Below are 17,040 nucleotides of genomic sequence, written 5' to 3'. Positions count from 1 at the left end.
ACACGCTTGCATGCAAAAGGCCACCCCGAGGGGTGACCAAGAGCGTCATACGGGAAGATCGGACGCCTGCGGTCTCAGACGGCGCGGATCGCCGGCTTCGGCGCGTCGTTCTCGAGGTAGCTGCGGAGGAATTCGACGAACTCCGGACGCAGGTCGTCACGGGCCATGCCGAAGGCGACCGTTGCCTGCAGGTAGCCGGACTTGGACCCGCAGTCGAAACGGCGGCCCTGGAACCGGTAGGCATAGACGTTGTCGTTCTTCTCGATCTCGGCCGCGATGGCGTCGGTGAGCTGGATTTCTCCGCCCGCGCCGCTGTCCATCGTGTCGAGATTGCGCAGGATCTGCGGGCTCAGGATGTAGCGACCGATAACCGCGAGATCAGAGGGCGCATCCTCGGGCTGCGGCTTCTCGACCATGCCCTGCACCTTCATGGAGGCGCCCGATTCGCTCTTCACGTCCAGGATACCGTAGGAGGAAACGCGGCTGTGCTCGACTTCCATCGCCGCAACCATGTTGCCGCCATGCTCGGCATAGGCTTCGACCATCTGCTGAAGGCAGGGCTTGTCGGCATCGATCACGTCGTCGGGCAGGATGACGGCGAAGGGCTCGTCGCCGATCAGGCGGCGGGCACACCAGACGGCGTGGCCAAGGCCGCGGCGTTCCTGCTGACGAATGTAGGCGACGGCGCCGCTGTCCATATCGGTCTGCTTCAGCGCTTCGATCAGGTGATGCTTCTTGCCGTCATGCAGCGCCTTCTCGAGTTCGGGCGCGCTGTCGAAATAGTCTTCGAGGGCGCTTTTGCCGCGCGACGTCACGAAGATGAATTCTGTGATCCCCGCGGCGCGTGCCTCATCAATGGCATACTGTACCAGCGGCCGATCGACGAGCGGCATGATTTCTTTCGGCACGGATTTCGTCGCAGGCAGGAAGCGCGTTCCGAACCCCGCTACCGGAAGAACCGCCTTGGTCACTCGATTGGTCATATCTTCCCCATTTACTAGATCAACTCTGGCATACGCAGGCTAACAGTTCCCGACCGTTGGCTACCATAACCCATGACAACGGTCCCACTAAAAAAGTCCAAAGAATGGATGCTCAGGCAGTTATATGCCGGTCATTCGATACCCAATCTCTGGAAAATGCTCTCTACTCGGGCAATATCCGCCGGATTGTTTACCTCCCAGAAGGCATGGCCTCTGGCTTCGACTTCGACACATTTCACCCGAACCCCGTTCTCCATGAACCGAAGTTGTTCGAGGCCTTCCCACCGCTCCAGTTCGCCCATGTCCCATTGGGAATAGGCGCGCAGGGCTGCCGGGCGATAGGCATAGACCCCCACATGATGAAAGACCGGGATGGTCTCGTCCTCTCTCAGCGGCCTGCCGGTGAAGGGCAGAACCTCCTTGGAGAAGTAGAGCGCGTCTCCTGCCCGGTCAAATACGGCGGTCGTGGCGCCGACCCGGCCCTCGCGGCGATCCTCCAGAAGATCGGCGACGGTCTGCGCACTCGAGCGTAGAATCGGAGTGGCCACCTGCGCCTCGGGATTTGCACGCATCGCCTCGACCAGCGCCTCCACGAACCAGTGCGGCGTGAGTGGCGCATCGCCCTGAAGATTGACGATGATTTCCGGTTCGGCATCGAGCGTTTCGAGAACGGCACTGCACCGCTCGGTGCCGTTGCGGCAGGTTTCGGGCGTCATGATGACGTCCGCGCCGAAGGCCCTGGCCGCGGAGGCGATCCGGTCGTCATCGGTCGCGACGGCAACCCGGTCGACACCGGTGACACTGCACCCCGCATCCCAACTGCGGCGGATGAGGCTTTTCGCCTCACCGGTCGCGCCCCTGAGTTCGGCCAGGGGCTTGCCGGGATAGCGGGTGGAAGCGTAGCGGGCGGGAATGACGATCAGGACCGACATGGTTTCCGCCCCTCCCGTTCAGGCGCTTTTCTTCAGCTCGATACCCGGAGCATAGGCGATGAAGAACGGGTTTTCATAGATGTTCTTGCCATACGTGAGCGGAGTGTGATCGTCGAAGCGGACGACCTTGCCGCCTGCGCCCAGAAGAACGGCCTGACCGGCGGCGGTATCCCATTCCATGGTGCGGCCGAGACGCGGATAGAGATCGGCCTCACCGGCCGCAACAAGGCAGAACTTCAGCGAGGAACCGGCCGAGCGGAATTCGGAAACGGAGTAGCTGTTGATGTAGTCATCCGTTGCCTGATCGCGGTGCGATTTCGACGCGACGACCACGAGAGCCGAGGGATCAGGGTTGGAGACACTGAGCGGCTTCACGTCGCCGGCGGTATCCTTGGCAAAAGGACCTGCTTCCTCGACGGTCTTCCCGTCGCCGCCGGTATAGAACAGGCGGTCCTTGGCAGGTGCGTAGACGACGCCACGGGTGGGCACGCCATTCTCGATCAGGGCGATGTTCACGGTGAAATCACCGCGGCGCTTCACGAATTCCTTGGTTCCGTCGAGCGGGTCGACGAGGAAGAACACGGAAGCCGCCACATCGTGGGTATCGGACTGTTCCTCGGTCACGATGGCGATCTCGGGGAACGCGGCCTTGAGACCTGCGGAGATCAGCTTGTCTGCGAGTTCGTCAGCTTCCGTCACGGGCGAATCGTCCGACTTTGCGCGGACATCGAAATCTTCGCGATTGTAGACTTCCAGAATCGCATCGCCCGCCTCGAGCGCGAGTTTCCGGATGGTGCTTACGATACTCGTGTAATCCATGACCTTGGCCAACCTCTCGTTACCATTTCACCGGGCGGGACCACGCGAAACACACATGCGCGCGGACCCACAGCCCGAGACCTTGGCAAGCTATGGACCACGAATGCTCGATTTGTAAACATCCAGAGGCAGAACATCTGCTATCGGTAAGGTCGAATCAGCCCGGGTGACTCCATGAAGACACAAGATCAGCCTACGGGCGAACTGACCCTGCAAACGATTGCCATGCCGGCGGACACCAACGCGAACGGTGATATCTTCGGTGGCTGGCTGATGAGCCAGATGGACCTGGGCTCCTCGGTCATGGCGCGGCGTCGGGCAAAGGGCCGGGTCGCGACCGTGGCGGTCGATGCCATGACCTTCCATCATCCGGTTCACGTGGGCGATGTGCTTTCCATCCATGCCACGATGCTGCGCGAGGGCAATACCTCCATGCAGATGAAGATCGAGGCCTGGATCCTGCGCCAGCCCGAAGGGACGCGGATCAAGGTAACGGAGGCGGAATTCGTCTTTGTTGCCGTCGACGAGAATGGCAGGAAACGCCCACTGCCGGAGCAGGAGGACGTGTGAAGTTTCAGTTGACCTTTCCTGCCGCCATCCTGTTCGTTGCGGCGTCCGCACCGGCGCATGAGATCCATTTTCCGGCGATTTTCCAGATCAGCGGCATCAAGCCTGGTGAGGCAGTGACGATTCACGCCAAGCCCAATCCCACGAGCGATCCGATCGGTTTCATTCCGTCTGACGGCAAAGACATCGAGGTGGTTGGCCAGACGCCTGACACTGCCTGGGGAATAGTGAATTCGGACGAGCGCGCGGGCTGGGTGGAAATGCGCTATCTCAAGCAGACGGATTCGGTCTGGGCGCGGGATTCGGCGCCGGAGTTTCTTGCCTGTCTCGGAAACGGTCCGGTCTGGTGGTTGCAGATTTCAGGTCCCGAGGTGGCGCTTTCCCTGGGAACTGGCGAGGATCACTCCCTGACAATCGCCGAGATGTTCGCACCCGACGGCGAGAACCGCTCCAGCCGTTTCATCGAGGCGGTGAACCCGCGCAACAGAGCCTATATCAGCGTCGCGGAAGGACTATGTCGCACCCATGACAACGGTTTGGAGTACGGGCTTTCCGCGAATGTCCTGCTCGATTCCGAAGGTGACAAGACGCTTGTCACGGGATGCTGCTCCGTCTCGCGTTAGACCGGCTGATGCTGGCCCGCGGTCCTGATCATCCGACGCTGCGCACGGCCTCGACGGCGGTTTTCCAGCGGGCGTATTTCCGGTCGATCTCGGCCTGTGAAACCTGAGGTTTGAACTCGCGGTCGAGCACCCAGTTCTCCGAGAACTCCTTCATTCCCGGATAGGTTCCAGCCTTCATTCCCGCAAGCCAGGCGGCACCGAGCGCGGTGGTTTCGGTAATACGCGGGCGATCCACGGGAGCACCCAGGATGTCGGCAAGGAACTGCATGGCGTAGTCCGAGGCACTCATCCCGCCATCGACGCGCAGGGTGGGGCCACCGTCGGCTTCTTCCCAGTCGGCATGCATCGCTTCGAGCAGATCGCGGGTCTGATATCCCACACTTTCGAGTGCGGCACGAGCGAACTCCGCAGGGCCAGTATTCCGCGTGAGGCCGAACATCGCGCCTCGGGCATTCGGGTCCCAGTGCGGTGCGCCTAGGCCGGTGAACGCGGGCACGAGCAGGACCTCCTGGCTCGGATCGGCGGTCTCGGCCAGGGTCTGGGACCCTGCGGCATCGGGAACGAGCTTGAGTGAGTCGCGGAGCCATTGCACGACGGCGCCAGCGACGAAGATCGACCCCTCGAGCGCATAGGTGGGTGTGCCATCGAGCTGATACGCGATGGTCGTGAGAAGCCTGTGCCCCGATGTGATCGGGGTCTCGCCCGTGTTGAGGAGCGCGAAGCACCCGGTGCCATAGGTGCTCTTGAGCATGCCGGGCTTGAAGCAGGCCTGGCCGACCGTGGCGGCCTGCTGGTCACCGGCAACACCGAGAATGGGGATTTCCGTGCCGAAGAGATCGGAGCGGGTCTTGCCGAAATCGGCTGCGCTGTCGCGGACCTCCGGCAGCATGGAGAGGGGGATGCCGAGCATGTCGCAGATCGTTTCGCTCCAGCACCCTTCGCGGATGTCGTAGAGCATGGTGCGGCAGGCGTTGGTCGCATCGGTCGCGTGGACCGTGCCGCCGGTGAGGTGCCAGATCAGGTAGCTGTCGACCGTGCCGAAGAGCAGTTCGCCGGCCTTGGCCCGTTCGCGCGCGCCCTCGACGGTGTCGAGGATCCATTTGACCTTGGTGCCCGAGAAGTAGGGGTCGAGCAGGAGGCCGGTGATGCCCGCGACGGTTTCCTCGTTGCCGGCGTCATGCAGCTCGCGACAGATTTCCGCGGTGCGGCGGTCCTGCCAGACGATGGCGTTGTGGATCGGTTTGCCGGTCGAGCGCTCCCAGACGAGGGCCGTTTCGCGCTGGTTGGTGATGCCGATGGCCGCGATGTCGGAGGCGCTCAGGCCGGCTTTCTCGATGGCCTCGCGGCAGGTGCGGATGGTCGAGGACCAGAGATCTTCGGGGTCATGCTCCACCCAGCCGCTCGAAGGGTAGTGCTGGGGAAACTCTTCCTGCGCGCTGGCAGTGATCTGCATCGACGCATCGAAGATGATGGCCCGGCTTGACGTCGTTCCCTGGTCGATGGCGAGAATATGGCCCATCGTTTCCGCCCCCTAATGCGTGGTCGTCAGTCTTTTCGTTGTGTGGTGGCCTGCGCGCAGGGCCGGAGCGCGCGCGCAAGCTGGTGTCTTGCCTGGATCAGTTGTTCCAGGATTCGATCAACTCGTCATAGGAGACGGTGATCGGCTCTTCGTCCTCGTTCTCGAGGAGGGCCTTCGGGGCGCCGGGCTGGGACAGCCAGTGCTCGGGGTCCATCTCCTCGTTCATCTTCGGACCGATATCGCCCTGAACGCCGGCGCGCTCGAGGCGCTCTAGCACGCGCTCCTGGTCGGCGCACAGGCCATCGAGGGCTTCCTGCGGCGACTTCGCGCCCGACATCGCGTCACCGATATTCTGCCACCAGAGCTGCGCGAGCTTGGGGTAGTCGGGAACGTTCGTGCCGGTCGGCGACCACTGCGTGCGGGCCGGCGAGCGGTAGAACTCGACCAGACCGCCGAGCTTGTGGGCGCGTTCGGTGAAGTGATCCGAATTGATGGTCGACTCGCGGATGAAGGTGAGACCGACATCGGACTTCTTGAGGTCCACCGTCTTGGAGGTCACGAACTGCGCGTAGAGCCAGGCGGCCTTGGCGCGGTCCACCGGGGTCGATTCCATCAGCGTCCAGGAGCCAGCGTCCTGGTAGCCGACCTTCATGCCTTCTTCCCAATAGACACCGTGCGGGCTGGGCGCCATGCGCCATTTCGGCGTGCCGTCCTCGTTGAGCACCGCATCAGCCCCATCGCCCACCATGTCGGCGGTGAAGGCGGTGTACCAGAACATCTGCTGGGCGATCTGACCCTGTGCCGGGACCGGGCCGGCCTCGGAGAAGGTCATGCCGGCGGCGGTGGGCGGCGAATACTTCTGGAGCCATTCGATCGCCTTGGTCACGGCATAGACGGCCGCGGGCGAATTGGTGGCACCGCCGCGGGCGACGCAGGATCCGACGGGCTGCGAGTTCTCGTTGACCCGGATGCCCCATTCATCGACCGGCAGGCCGTTCGGCTCGCCCGTGTCGCCCATGCCGGCCATGGACATCCACGCATCGGTGTAACGCCAGCCGAGGGACGGGTCCTTCTTGCCGTAGTCCATGTTGCCATAGACATCGCCCGAGACATCGAGATGGCTCAGATCGCGACCGGTGAAGAACTCCGCGATGTCCTCATAAGCCGACCAGTTGACCGGCACGCCGAGCTCGTAGCCATACTCGGACTGGAAATCCTCCATGTTCTTCGGATCGGTGAACCAGTCGTAGCGGAACCAGTAGAGGTTCGCGAACTGCTGGTCGGGAAGCTGGTAGAGCTTGCCATCCGGGCCGGTAGTGAAGGAAATCCCGATGAAATCCTCGAGGTCGAGCCCCGGATTGGTGACATCAGCGCCTTCGCCTTCCATCCAGTCGGTCAGGTTGCGGGCCTGCTGGTAGCGCCAGTGGGTGCCGATCAGATCGCTGTCGTTGATGTAGGCGTCGTAGATGTTCTCGCCCGACTGCATCTGGGTCTGGAGCTTCTCGACGACATCGCCTTCGCCGATCAGGTCATGGGTGACATTGATGCCGGTGATTGCCGTGAACGCCGGTGCGAGCACCTTCGACTCATATTCGTGCGTGGTGATCGTTTCGGAGACGACGCGAATGTCCATACCCTGGAACGGTTCGGCGGCGTCGATGAACCACTGCATCTCCGCGTCCTGCTCCTCGCGGGAGAGCACAGAGACGCCGTTGATCTCGCTGTCGAGAAACTCGGTCGCCTCCTCCATGCCCGCAAAGGCAGGCGCCGAGAGCATGGCAAGTGCCAAGCCCATCGCCGTGGTTGATTTTAGGACTGGGTTCATTTCGTTTTCTCCCTGTGTATGAACCTTGTTGTTCTGTTGGCAGGCGGGATCAGTACCCGCCTAGACCCATCGAAAGACCGCCGCCGCATAGGCCGCGCAGATGATGAGCGCGATCCATTGCGGGCCGACGCCCACGCCTAGCCACGCCAGGTTGATGAAAGCCGAGCCGAGCAGCGTGATGAAAAGCCGGTCCCCGCGGGTGGTCTCGATTTGGAGAATGCCCATCCGCGGCGTTTCCGGGCGCCGAATCGCGAGAACGGTGAAGAGCGCGAGAAGGCTTGCGATCACGATGAAGAAGATCGCGGTCGGCCAGGTCCATGCCATCCATGCCATATGTCTTCTCCCTCTTTCTCAGACCCGCCCGAGGGCGAAGCCCTTGGCGATGTAGTTGCGGACGAAATAGATCACGAGTGCGCCGGGCACGATGGTGAGCACACCCGCCGCGGCAAGAACACCCCAGTCGAGCCCGGAAGCCGAGACCGTGCGCGTCATGGTGGCGGCGATGGGCTTCGCATCCACGGAGGTCAGTGTCCGCGAAAGCAGCAGCTCGACCCACGAGAACATGAAACAGAAGAAGGCCGCGACACCGATGCCGGAGGCGATCAGAGGCATGAAGATCTTCACAAAGAAGCGCCCGAAGGAATAGCCGTCGATATAGGCGGTCTCGTCGATTTCCTTCGGCACGCCGCGCATGAACCCTTCGAGGATCCAGACTGCCAGCGGAACGTTGAAGAGGCAGTGCGCCAGCGCAACCGCGATATGCGTGTCGAACAGTCCGACCGACGAGTAGAGCTGGAAGAAGGGCAGTGCGAAGACAGCTGGCGGGGCCATGCGGTTGGTCAGCAGCCAGAAGAACAGGTGCTTGTCGCCCATGAAGTGATAGCGCGAGAAGGCATAAGCCGCCGGGAGCGCCACGGCGAGCGAGATGACCGTGTTCATGACCACGTAGATCAGCGAGTTCACATAGCCCATGTACCAGGCCGGGTCGGTGAGGATCGTGGCGTAGTTTTGAAAGGTGAGATCACGCGGCCAGAGCGAGAAGGAACCGAGGATCTCCGCGTTGGTCTTCAGGCTCATGTTGATCAGCCAGTAGATCGGCAGAAGCAGGAAGAGCAGGTAGAGCACCATCACCACGGCACTCGTATTGACGCGCGGCAGGCTGCGGCTGCGTGTTTGCGGGGCGGTTTCGGTCAGTTCAGCCATCACACGCCATCCCTTTTTTCGAGATTGGTCATCACGGTGTAGAACACCCAGGAGATCAGCAGGATCACGAGGAAATACATCAGTGAGAAGGCGGCGGCCGGTCCGAGGTCGAACTGCCCGAGGGCCATCTTCACGAGGTCGATGGAAAGGAAGGTGGTCGCGTTGCCCGGTCCACCGCCCGTGACGACGAATGGCTCGGTGTAGATCATGAAACTGTCCATGAAACGCAGCAGGATCGCGATCATGAGCACGCCCTGCATCTTGGGCAGTTCGATGTAGCGGAACACCTTCCAGCGGCTGGCCTGGTCGATCTTCGCGGCCTGATAATAGGCATCCGGGATCGACTGGAGGCCGGCATAGGCGAGAAGCGCGACAAGCGAGGTCCAATGCCAGACATCCATCACGATGACGGTGATCCAGGCGGCGAAATAGCCCTGGGTGTAGTTGTAGTCGACGTTGAGCGCATTGAGGATGTAGCCCAGAAGGCCGATATCCTCGCGGCCGAAGATCTGCCAGATCGTTCCGACCACGTTCCACGGAATGAGCAGAGGCAGTGCCATGAGCACAAGACAGGCCGAGGCCCATACGCCCTTCTTGGGCATGCTGAGGGCTACGAGAATGCCGAGCGGAACCTCGATGGCGAGAATGATCGCGGAGAACACCGCCTGACGCCCGAGCGCATCCCACATCCGGTCGCTCGATAGCATTTCCTCGAACCATTCGAGACCGGCCCAGAAGAACACGTTGTTTCCGAAGGTGTCCTGCACGGAGTAGTTGACCACCGTCATGAGCGGGATAACGGCCGAGAAGGCGACGAGGATGAGGACCGGGAGAACGAGGAACCAGGCCTTCTGGTTGACTGTCTTTTCCATCAGGCGGCCTCCTCGACCGGCGTGGTGGTATTCCGGGGTTCGACGAGCCAGTCGTCGGCATAGACATTGACGTGCGCCGGATCGAAGGTGGCACGGGTCATGTCCGGGCCGATGCTCTCTCCCTCGGCTGCGATGATGTTGATTTCCTTGCCAAACGCTTCGGCGCGCACAATCTTGTGGCGACCCACGTCCTCGACACGACGGATGCGGACCGGCAGGCCTTCACCGGAGGTGAGGCGGACGAATTCGGGGCGCACACCGATCTCGACCTTGCCGGAAAGCGCGCTGTAGCCGCCGCCAAGCCGGACTTCCGAGCCCTCGACGATGGCCCTGTCACCCTCGACGCGGGCCGGAAGAAGGTTCATGCCCGGCGAGCCGATGAAATAGCCGACAAAGGTGTGGGCCGGTTTCTCGAAAAGCTCCTGAGGCGTGCCGATCTGCACCACGCGACCGTCATACATGACCACGACCTTGTCCGCGAAGGTGAGCGCCTCGGTCTGATCATGCGTAACGTAGATCATCGTGTGACCGAACTGGTGGTGCAGTGACTTGAGCTGGGTGCGCAGCGCCCATTTCATATGCGGGTCGATCACGGTCAGAGGCTCGTCAAAGAGGAGCGCGTTCACGTCCTTGCGGACCATGCCCCGACCAAGGCTGATCTTCTGCTTGGCATCGGCGGTGAGACCGCGCGCCTTGCGGTCGAGCTCGGCTTCCATGCCGATCATCTGCGCGATTTCCTGGACGCGGGCCGCGACATAGGCCTCGTCCCGACCACGGTTGCGCAGCGGGAAGGCGAGATTGTCGCGCACGCTCATGGTGTCGTAGACCACCGGGAACTGGAAGACCTGCGCGATGTTGCGTTCGGCCGTCGGCGCATGGGTCACGTCGTTGTCGTCGAAAAGGATGCGGCCACGGCTCGGCTGCAGCAGGCCCGAAATGATGTTGAGCAGCGTCGACTTGCCACAGCCCGAGGACCCGAGCAGCGCATAGGCTTCGCCATCCGCCCAGACATGGTTGAGTTCCTTGAGCGCGTAGTCGTCTTCGCCCGCCGGGTTCGGCTTGTAGGAATGGGCGAGGTTGTCGAGAGTGATCTTTGCCATGCGCTTCTCCTCAAGCCGCCTGCGCATAGGCGGCCGGTGCGACCAGCGCGCCATCTTCGGCGAATGTGTAGACATGCGACGGATCGAGATAGACGGTCAGGTCGGAGCCGATATCCAGATCGCGCACACCGTGGATCAGGCCGACCCAGCGTTCGCCGTGGTGATCGAGATGGACGAAGGTTTCCGAGCCGGTGATCTCGAACACGGCGAGCCTGGTTCGGAACGCCATGGCGTCGGCCGTGTGCTGCTCGAGCTCCACGTGATTGGGCCGGAATCCGGCGGTGTAGCGACCATCGGGAAGGTTGGCGAGCGCCCCCCTGGCTTCAGCGGACTGGCCGTCTCCGAAGAGCAGGCGGCTGCCCGCCTTGGAGATCTTCAGGAAGTTCATCGGCGGATCGGAGAAGACCCGCGCGGTCGTGGAATCGACCGGCTTGCGATAGACCTGCGCGGTCGGGCCGAACTGGGTAACGCGGCCTTCCCAGAGCGTTGCGGTGTTGCCGCCCAGAAGCAGGGCTTCTTCGGGTTCCGTGGTGGCATAGACGAAGATGGAGCCGGAGGCCTCGAAGATCTTCGGGATCTCGACGCGCAATTCCTCGCGCAGCTTGTAATCGAGATTGGCAAGCGGTTCGTCGAGCAGAACGAGACCGGCATCCTTCACCAGAGCGCGGGCAAGGGCGCAGCGCTGCTGCTGGCCACCCGAAAGCTCGAGCGGCTTGCGGTCGAGCATGGGGCCGAGCTTCATCAGGTCGGCTGCGCGTCTGACCGCCTCGTCGATCTCCGATTTCGGCTTGCCCAGCAGGCGCATGGGCGAGGCGATGTTGTCGTAGACGGTCATGGAGGGGTAGTTGATGAACTGCTGGTAGACCATGGCGACGCCACGCTCCTGCACGCGCATCCCGGTCACGTCTTCCCCGTTCCAGATCACCTTGCCCGATTGCGGGACATCGAGCCCCGCCATGAGACGCATCAGCGAGGTCTTGCCCGACAAAGTCGGCCCGAGCAGCACGTTCATCGTGCCCTTTTCCAACGTCAGGCTCGTCGGGTAGATATGCGTTTGTCCCTGGACGACCTTCGTTACGCCGTCGAGCGTCAATGTCATTGAGCGTTTCCTCCTCTGTTCTTGTTCCTATCTTCTCGCCTTGGCGCGTTTTGCGCTGGCAGACCGCTATTCCGCTGCGGCGGACGACAGATTCTCCTTCTGCGTCTTCATCCATTGGTCAAGGTGGGCGATCTGGTCCACGTCGAGGCGCAGACCGAGCTTGGAGCGGCGCCAGACTACATCCTCTGCGGATCGTGCGAACTCACGCGTCATGAGCCAGCGAACCTCGGCTTCCGTCAGCGTGGCTCCGAAATCCTCACCCAGATCGGCGGCAGCCCCGGCTTCGCCCAGAATGTCACGCGCTTCGGTCCCGTAGGCGCGGGCAAGACGTCTTGCCCAGCGGTCGGTCAGGAACGGAAAGGACGCAGAAAGCTCGGCCACCAGTGCATCGAAACCGTCTACCGGGAAGTCGCCGCCCGGAAGCGGCACACCGGCAGTCCAGGGACCCTTGAGGTTCGGGAAGCTCTCGCCGATCTTCTCAAGCGCACTTTCGGCAAGTCGGCGATAGGTGGTGATCTTTCCGCCGAAGACGTTGAGCACCGGCGCGCCCGCGCTCTGGTCGAGCCGAAGCACGTAATCGCGGGTAGCAGCCGTCGCGGATTTGGCGCCATCATCGTAGAGCGGGCGCACACCGGAATAGGACCAGACGACTTCATCGGCGGTGATCGGCTTTTCGAAATACTCGGACGCAAATTTCAGCAGGTAGTCCCGCTCGGCATCGGTGCAAACCGGCGTCTCGAACGGATCCGAATGCTCGCGGTCCGTCGTTCCGATCAGGGTGAAATCCGTCTCGTAGGGAATTGCGAAGATGATGCGGCCATCGGTGCCTTGGAAAAAATAACACTTGCCATGATCAAAAAGCCTGCGGGTCACGATATGACTGCCGCGCACGAGGCGGACCTTCTCGCCCGAATTCCGTGAGAGCTTGCCGCTGATGATGTCGGCCACCCAAGGTCCGCCGGCATTGACCAGCATCTTCGCCTTGCGCTCACGCTGCTCGCCCGTTTCGGTGTCTTCGACGGTGACGGTCCACACACCATCGTCGCATCGGGCCGCAACGAGCTTGGAGCGAGTCAGAACCTCGGCACCGCGGACCGCGGCATCGCGAGCATTGAGAGCAACCAGCCGGGAATCCTCGACCCAGCAGTCGGAATACTCGTAGGCGCGCTCGAACTTCGACTTGAGCGGCGCGCCCTCCGGGCCGTTGCGCAGATCGACGCTGGAAGTTCCGGGAAGGATCTTCCGGCCGCCGAGGTGATCATAGAGAAAAAGACCGAACCGGATGAGCCAGGCCGGGCGGCGCCCCTTCATCCAGGGCATGAAGATGTTGAGCAGGCGCGACGTGGGCGTCTCGCTCTCGAACCGCATCGATGGGTGGTACGGCAGAACGAAGCGCATCGGCCACGAGATATGCGGCATCGCGCGAAGCAGGGTTTCACGCTCGATCAGGGCCTCACGCACGAGCCGGAACTCGAAATATTCGAGATAGCGCAGCCCGCCATGAAAGAGCTTGGTGGATGCAGAGGACGTGGCGGACGCGAGATCGTTCATCTCGAGCAGCGTGACCGAGAGGCCCCGCCCCACGGCATCGCGGGCTATCCCGCAGCCATTGATCCCGCCCCCAATGACGATCAGGTCGCTGACGGCATCAGCATCCGCTTTTTCGTGCATGTTTGTCCTCCCCTTGGTAAATACGAAATACGAATGCGCGAGTTCTGTCAACATATTTTCTTTTGTGTTCGTTTAGGAATGTTCGCGCGCTTCGCTTCTGCCGAAGGGAGCGCTGCAACTGCGAAAGGAACGTGCGATTTTCCGCGGATCGGCGCCAGATCGGCCCAGAACTGATGCTTCACCCCCTTGTCATGGGCCATGATCGGCGGATAGCGTTCGGTTGTTTTCGATTGTGATCGCGCTCAGCGCCCCTGAGGTGGGATTCCCCTCACCGAGAAGCCGGATACCTTGCCAGATGTCCCAGACGTTCCGCCATCCCGACATCCTCGAAGTCGCCCGCAGGGAGGGAAAGGTCACGGTGGACGATCTGGCCGAGCGTTTCGGCGTCACGGTCCAGACCATCCGACGCGACCTCGCGGAACTTGCGAATTCCGGCAAGCTGGAGCGGGTGCATGGCGGGGCGATCCTGCCCTCCAGCGTCAGCAACATGGGCTATGAATTCCGGCGCGACCTGGCTGCAGGGGCAAAGGCCGCGATTGCACGGGCCTGCGCGGAGATCATCCCCGACAACTGCTCGATCTTTCTCAATATCGGCACGAGCACGGAGGAAGTCGCGCGGGCGCTGCTTCGCCACCACGGACTGCTGGTGGTCACGAACAACATCAACGTCGCCAACATTTTGCGCGAGAACCGAAACTGCGAAACCATCGTGGCCGGGGGATCGCTGCGCCGTGCGGATGGCGGCCTCGTCGGCACACTGACTTTGCAGGCAATCGAACAGTTCAAGTTCGACTTCGCGGTGATCGGCTGTTCGGCGCTCGACGAAGACGGGGACCTTCTGGATTTCGACATTCAGGAAGTCGGGGTGAGCCGCCTGATCATCCAGCGGGCGCGGCGGACCTGCCTGGTGGCGGATGCGACCAAGTTCCAGCGGACGGCCCCGGCGCAGATCGCCTCGCTGCGCGACATCGATCACTTCTTCACCGATTGCCCGGTAACACCGAAACTCGCCGAACTCTGCCTTGCCTGGGGAACGGAGGTGCATGTGGCCGAGCCGGAGAACGGCAGCTTCAATCCACCACCCGAAGCGTCAGATTGATCCGCCCGCCCTTGGGCAGGAGAGTGGACCGGCCGAAGTAGATCCGGTCGATTCCATGATAGGCGAGACGGGCCTCTCCGCCCATCACCACCACATCGCCGCTCTCCAGAACGACCGCATGGGTCTTGCCGCCCCGCTCCTGCCCTCCCATGCGAAAGCGCCCGGGGTCCCCGAGGCTGATGGACAGGACGGGCCAGGAAAACTCCTTCTCATCCTTGTCCTGATGAAGACCCATCTTTGCCGTCTCGCCATAGAAATTCACAAGACAGCAATCCGGGTCGCGCTGCGGGGAGCAGAGGGTGCGCCAGATTGCGAGCACGCTTTCGGGGATCGGCGGCCAGTGGCTCCCTGACGGATGACGTTCGATGTAACGATAGCCCGACCGGTCGCTGAACCAGCCGTAGCGCCCGGCCGAAGTCATGCGCACGCTCATTTTCTTTCCCCAGCGTGTCTCGGGTGAAAACAACGGTGCCTGCTCCGAGACCTTGCGGATATCCTCGACGAGTCCGGCCTGCGCAGCCTCATCCAGATACGCCTTGTGGATCTCGAATCCCTGATGATTGATCAGCATCCCGGAACACTTCCTCGAAAAAGCCCAATTGCTCGGCATCGGACTGGTTGCAGGCCAAAGGATCGGCACCTATATACCTGCAAATCCAGCGCTCACACGGATTTGTGAGGCGTTGGAGAGGGATGAGGGGCGGGGGCCTGTCCCGGACCTGCCCTGAGTAATCGCCGAAAGGAAGGAACATAAATGTCGAAAGTCATCGGTATTGACCTCGGTACGACGAACTCCTGCGTTGCCATTATGGACGGCAGCCAGCCGCGAGTCATCGAGAACTCGGAAGGTGCGCGCACGACCCCGTCGATCGTAGCCTTCACCGACGACGAGCGCCTCGTTGGCCAGTCCGCCAAGCGTCAGGCCGTCACCAACTCCGAGAACACCCTCTTCGCCGTCAAGCGCCTGATCGGTCGTCGTTATGACGACCCGACCGTGGCAAAGGACAAGGAGATGGTCCCCTACAAGATCGTCTCGGGCCCCAACGGGGATGCCTGGCTCGAAGCGAAGGGCGAGAAGTATTCCCCCAGCCAGGTCTCGGCCTTCACGCTCCAGAAGATGAAGGAAACCGCCGAAAGCTATCTCGGCGAGAACGTGACCCAGGCGGTCATCACGGTTCCGGCCTACTTCAACGACGCCCAGCGTCAGGCGACCAAGGACGCGGGCAAGATCGCGGGCCTCGAAGTCCTGCGCATCATCAACGAGCCCACCGCGGCCGCACTGGCCTATGGCCTCGACAAGGAAGGTTCCAAGACCATCGCGGTCTATGACCTTGGCGGCGGCACGTTCGATATCTCGATCCTCGAGATCGACGAAGGCCTCTTCGAGGTGAAGTCCACGAACGGCGACACGTTCCTCGGCGGTGAAGACTTCGACATGCGGATCGTCGAATACCTCGCCAACGAGTTCAAGAAAGAGAACGGCGTTGACCTGACGAAGGACAAGATGGCGCTTCAACGGCTCAAGGAAGCTGCGGAAAAGGCCAAGATCGAGCTGTCCTCCTCGTCCCAGACCGAGATCAACCAGCCGTTCATCTCGATGGACCCGAAGACGCACCAGCCGCTGCACCTCGTGCTCAAGCTGACCCGTGCCAAGCTCGAAAGCATCGTCGCAGACCTGATCGCGCGCTCCATGAAGCCCTGCGCTGCCGCGCTCAAGGATGCGGGCGTCTCCAAGTCCGAGATCGACGAAGTGGTTCTCGTTGGCGGCATGACCCGCATGCCGAAGGTGATCGAAGAGGTCACGAAGTTCTTCGGCAAGGAGCCGCACAAGGGCGTGAACCCCGATGAAGTCGTGGCGATGGGTGCTGCGATCCAGGCCGGCGTGCTTCAGGGCGACGTGAAGGACGTGGTTCTGCTCGACGTCACGCCGCTTTCGCTCGGCATCGAGACGCTGGGCGGTGTCTTCACCCGTCTGATCGACCGCAACACCACGATCCCGACGAAGAAGAGCCAGATCTTCTCCACGGCGGAAGACAACCAGAATGCCGTGACCATCCGGGTCTTCCAGGGTGAGCGCGAGATGGCGGCCGACAACAAGATGCTTGGCCAGTTCAACCTCGAGCAGATTCCCCCTGCCCCGCGCGGCGTGCCGCAGATCGAGGTGACCTTCGACATCGACGCAAACGGCATCGTGTCCGTTTCCGCGAAGGACAAAGGCACCAACAAGGAGCAGAAGATCACGATCCAGGCTTCGGGCGGTCTGTCCGACGACGACATCGAGAAGATGGTCAAGGAAGCCGAGGAGAACGCGGAAGCCGACAAGGCGCGCCGCGAGCTGGTCGAGGCCCGGAACCAGGCCGAAAGCCTCATCCACGGCACCGAAAAGTCGATTCAGGATCACGGCGACAAGGTCGACCCGACCACCATCGAAGCCATTGAGCTGTCGATCAAGGCGCTCAAGGAAACGATGGAGAAGGACGAGCCGGAAGCCATCAAGGCACGCATCCAGGATGTGACCGAAGCCTCGATGAAGCTCGGTGAAGCGATCTACAAGGCTCAGGCCGAAGAGATGGCCGCCGCAGAGGGGGGCGACGGCATGGAAGCCGAGCCGGCCGCATCCACTGACAAGGCTGACGACGACATCGTCGATGCCGATTTCGAGGATATCGGCAAGGACGACAAGAAGTCCTGAACCCTTTGACCTGGTTGGAGTGGCCCTCTCACATGA

General features: G+C 61.9%; 16 protein-coding genes. 4 read left to right on the top strand and 12 right to left on the bottom strand.

All coding sequences use genetic code 11. The features are described from left to right. Window positions 1–74: 74 nt before the first annotated feature. The 3 genes from galU to cysQ form a co-directional block, all read right to left on the bottom strand. Window positions 75–983 carry a UTP--glucose-1-phosphate uridylyltransferase GalU gene (gene galU / locus ACP15W_RS16520; protein ID WP_424934021.1) on the bottom strand — a complete coding sequence of 303 codons (909 nt, stop codon included), beginning with the start codon at window positions 981–983 and terminating at the stop codon, window positions 75–77. 131 nt (window positions 984–1,114) lie between these two features. Continuing rightward, window positions 1,115–1,915 (bottom strand): 3-deoxy-manno-octulosonate cytidylyltransferase, encoded by an 801-nt coding sequence (locus ACP15W_RS16515; protein ID WP_424934020.1) that lies wholly within the window; start codon window positions 1,913–1,915, stop codon window positions 1,115–1,117. Window positions 1,916–1,933: 18 nt separating this feature from the next. Next, window positions 1,934–2,734 (bottom strand): 3'(2'),5'-bisphosphate nucleotidase CysQ, encoded by an 801-nt coding sequence (gene cysQ, locus ACP15W_RS16510; RefSeq protein ID WP_424934019.1) that lies wholly within the window; start codon window positions 2,732–2,734, stop codon window positions 1,934–1,936. Between the two features lie 174 nt (window positions 2,735–2,908). On the opposite strand from cysQ, the gene ACP15W_RS16505 reads away from it, so the two are divergent. Together ACP15W_RS16505 and ACP15W_RS16500 are read left to right on the top strand one after the other, a co-directional pair. Continuing rightward, a complete protein-coding gene (locus ACP15W_RS16505; RefSeq protein WP_424934018.1) occupies window positions 2,909–3,304 on the top strand; it encodes an acyl-CoA thioesterase in 396 nt (131 codons plus the stop codon). Continuing rightward, complete coding sequence (locus ACP15W_RS16500) at window positions 3,301–3,924, top strand: SH3 domain-containing protein (RefSeq protein ID WP_424934017.1); 624 nt, start codon at window positions 3,301–3,303, stop codon at window positions 3,922–3,924. The genes ACP15W_RS16505 and ACP15W_RS16500 overlap by 4 nt, the downstream gene beginning before the upstream one ends. Window positions 3,925–3,952: 28 nt before the next feature. Here ACP15W_RS16500 and glpK read toward each other — a convergent pair whose 3' ends face one another. From glpK to glpD, 8 genes are all read right to left on the bottom strand, one after another. Beyond that, window positions 3,953–5,443 (bottom strand): glycerol kinase GlpK, encoded by a 1,491-nt coding sequence (gene glpK, locus ACP15W_RS16495; RefSeq protein ID WP_424934016.1) that lies wholly within the window; start codon window positions 5,441–5,443, stop codon window positions 3,953–3,955. A gap of 97 nt (window positions 5,444–5,540) precedes the next feature. Continuing rightward, a complete protein-coding gene (locus tag ACP15W_RS16490; protein WP_424934015.1) occupies window positions 5,541–7,268 on the bottom strand; it encodes an extracellular solute-binding protein in 1,728 nt (575 codons plus the stop codon). 60 nt (window positions 7,269–7,328) lie between these two features. After that, window positions 7,329–7,601 (bottom strand): DUF2160 domain-containing protein, encoded by a 273-nt coding sequence (locus ACP15W_RS16485; protein ID WP_424934014.1) that lies wholly within the window; start codon window positions 7,599–7,601, stop codon window positions 7,329–7,331. An 18-nt stretch (window positions 7,602–7,619) separates the two neighbouring features. After that, a complete protein-coding gene (locus ACP15W_RS16480) occupies window positions 7,620–8,471 on the bottom strand; it encodes a carbohydrate ABC transporter permease (RefSeq protein ID WP_424934013.1) in 852 nt (283 codons plus the stop codon). Further along, window positions 8,471–9,343 (bottom strand): carbohydrate ABC transporter permease, encoded by an 873-nt coding sequence (locus ACP15W_RS16475; RefSeq protein WP_424934012.1) that lies wholly within the window; start codon window positions 9,341–9,343, stop codon window positions 8,471–8,473. The genes ACP15W_RS16480 and ACP15W_RS16475 overlap by 1 nt, the downstream gene beginning before the upstream one ends. Next, window positions 9,343–10,443, bottom strand: a complete 1,101-nt coding sequence (locus ACP15W_RS16470) for an ABC transporter ATP-binding protein (protein WP_424934011.1) — start codon at window positions 10,441–10,443, stop codon at window positions 9,343–9,345. Before ACP15W_RS16470 ends, ACP15W_RS16475 begins: the two co-directional genes overlap by 1 nt. A 10-nt stretch (window positions 10,444–10,453) precedes the next feature. After that, window positions 10,454–11,542: an ABC transporter ATP-binding protein gene (locus ACP15W_RS16465; protein ID WP_424934010.1), complete on the bottom strand. Its 1,089-nt coding sequence runs from the start codon at window positions 11,540–11,542 to the stop codon at window positions 10,454–10,456. A gap of 66 nt (window positions 11,543–11,608) precedes the next feature. Then, window positions 11,609–13,213 carry a glycerol-3-phosphate dehydrogenase gene (gene glpD / locus ACP15W_RS16460; protein WP_424934009.1) on the bottom strand — a complete coding sequence of 535 codons (1,605 nt, stop codon included), beginning with the start codon at window positions 13,211–13,213 and terminating at the stop codon, window positions 11,609–11,611. Between the two features lie 295 nt (window positions 13,214–13,508). Here glpD and ACP15W_RS16455 point away from each other — a divergent pair, with 295 nt between their 5' ends. Then, complete coding sequence (locus tag ACP15W_RS16455) at window positions 13,509–14,312, top strand: DeoR/GlpR family DNA-binding transcription regulator (RefSeq protein ID WP_424934008.1); 804 nt, start codon at window positions 13,509–13,511, stop codon at window positions 14,310–14,312. Here the strand turns inward: ACP15W_RS16455 and ACP15W_RS16450 are convergent. Next, the gene (locus ACP15W_RS16450; protein ID WP_424934007.1) at window positions 14,284–14,883 is read right to left on the bottom strand and encodes an alpha-ketoglutarate-dependent dioxygenase AlkB family protein; all 600 of its coding nucleotides are present in this window, start codon (window positions 14,881–14,883) and stop codon (window positions 14,284–14,286) included. The two genes, ACP15W_RS16455 and ACP15W_RS16450, sit on opposite strands and share 29 nt — an antisense overlap. Before the next feature lie 183 nt (window positions 14,884–15,066). On the opposite strand from ACP15W_RS16450, the gene dnaK reads away from it, so the two are divergent. Further along, entirely contained in the window at window positions 15,067–17,004 is a 1,938-nt protein-coding gene (gene dnaK / locus ACP15W_RS16445) for a molecular chaperone DnaK (protein WP_424934006.1), read from the top strand. Window positions 17,005–17,040 lie beyond the last annotated feature (36 nt).

The sequence above is a fragment of the Amaricoccus macauensis genome (assembly GCF_049800915.1).
Lineage (GTDB): Bacteria > Pseudomonadota > Alphaproteobacteria > Rhodobacterales > Rhodobacteraceae > Amaricoccus > Amaricoccus macauensis_A.
The sequence above is the reverse complement of the archived record's forward strand: the minus strand, read 5'-3'. Positions and strand labels throughout refer to the sequence as shown.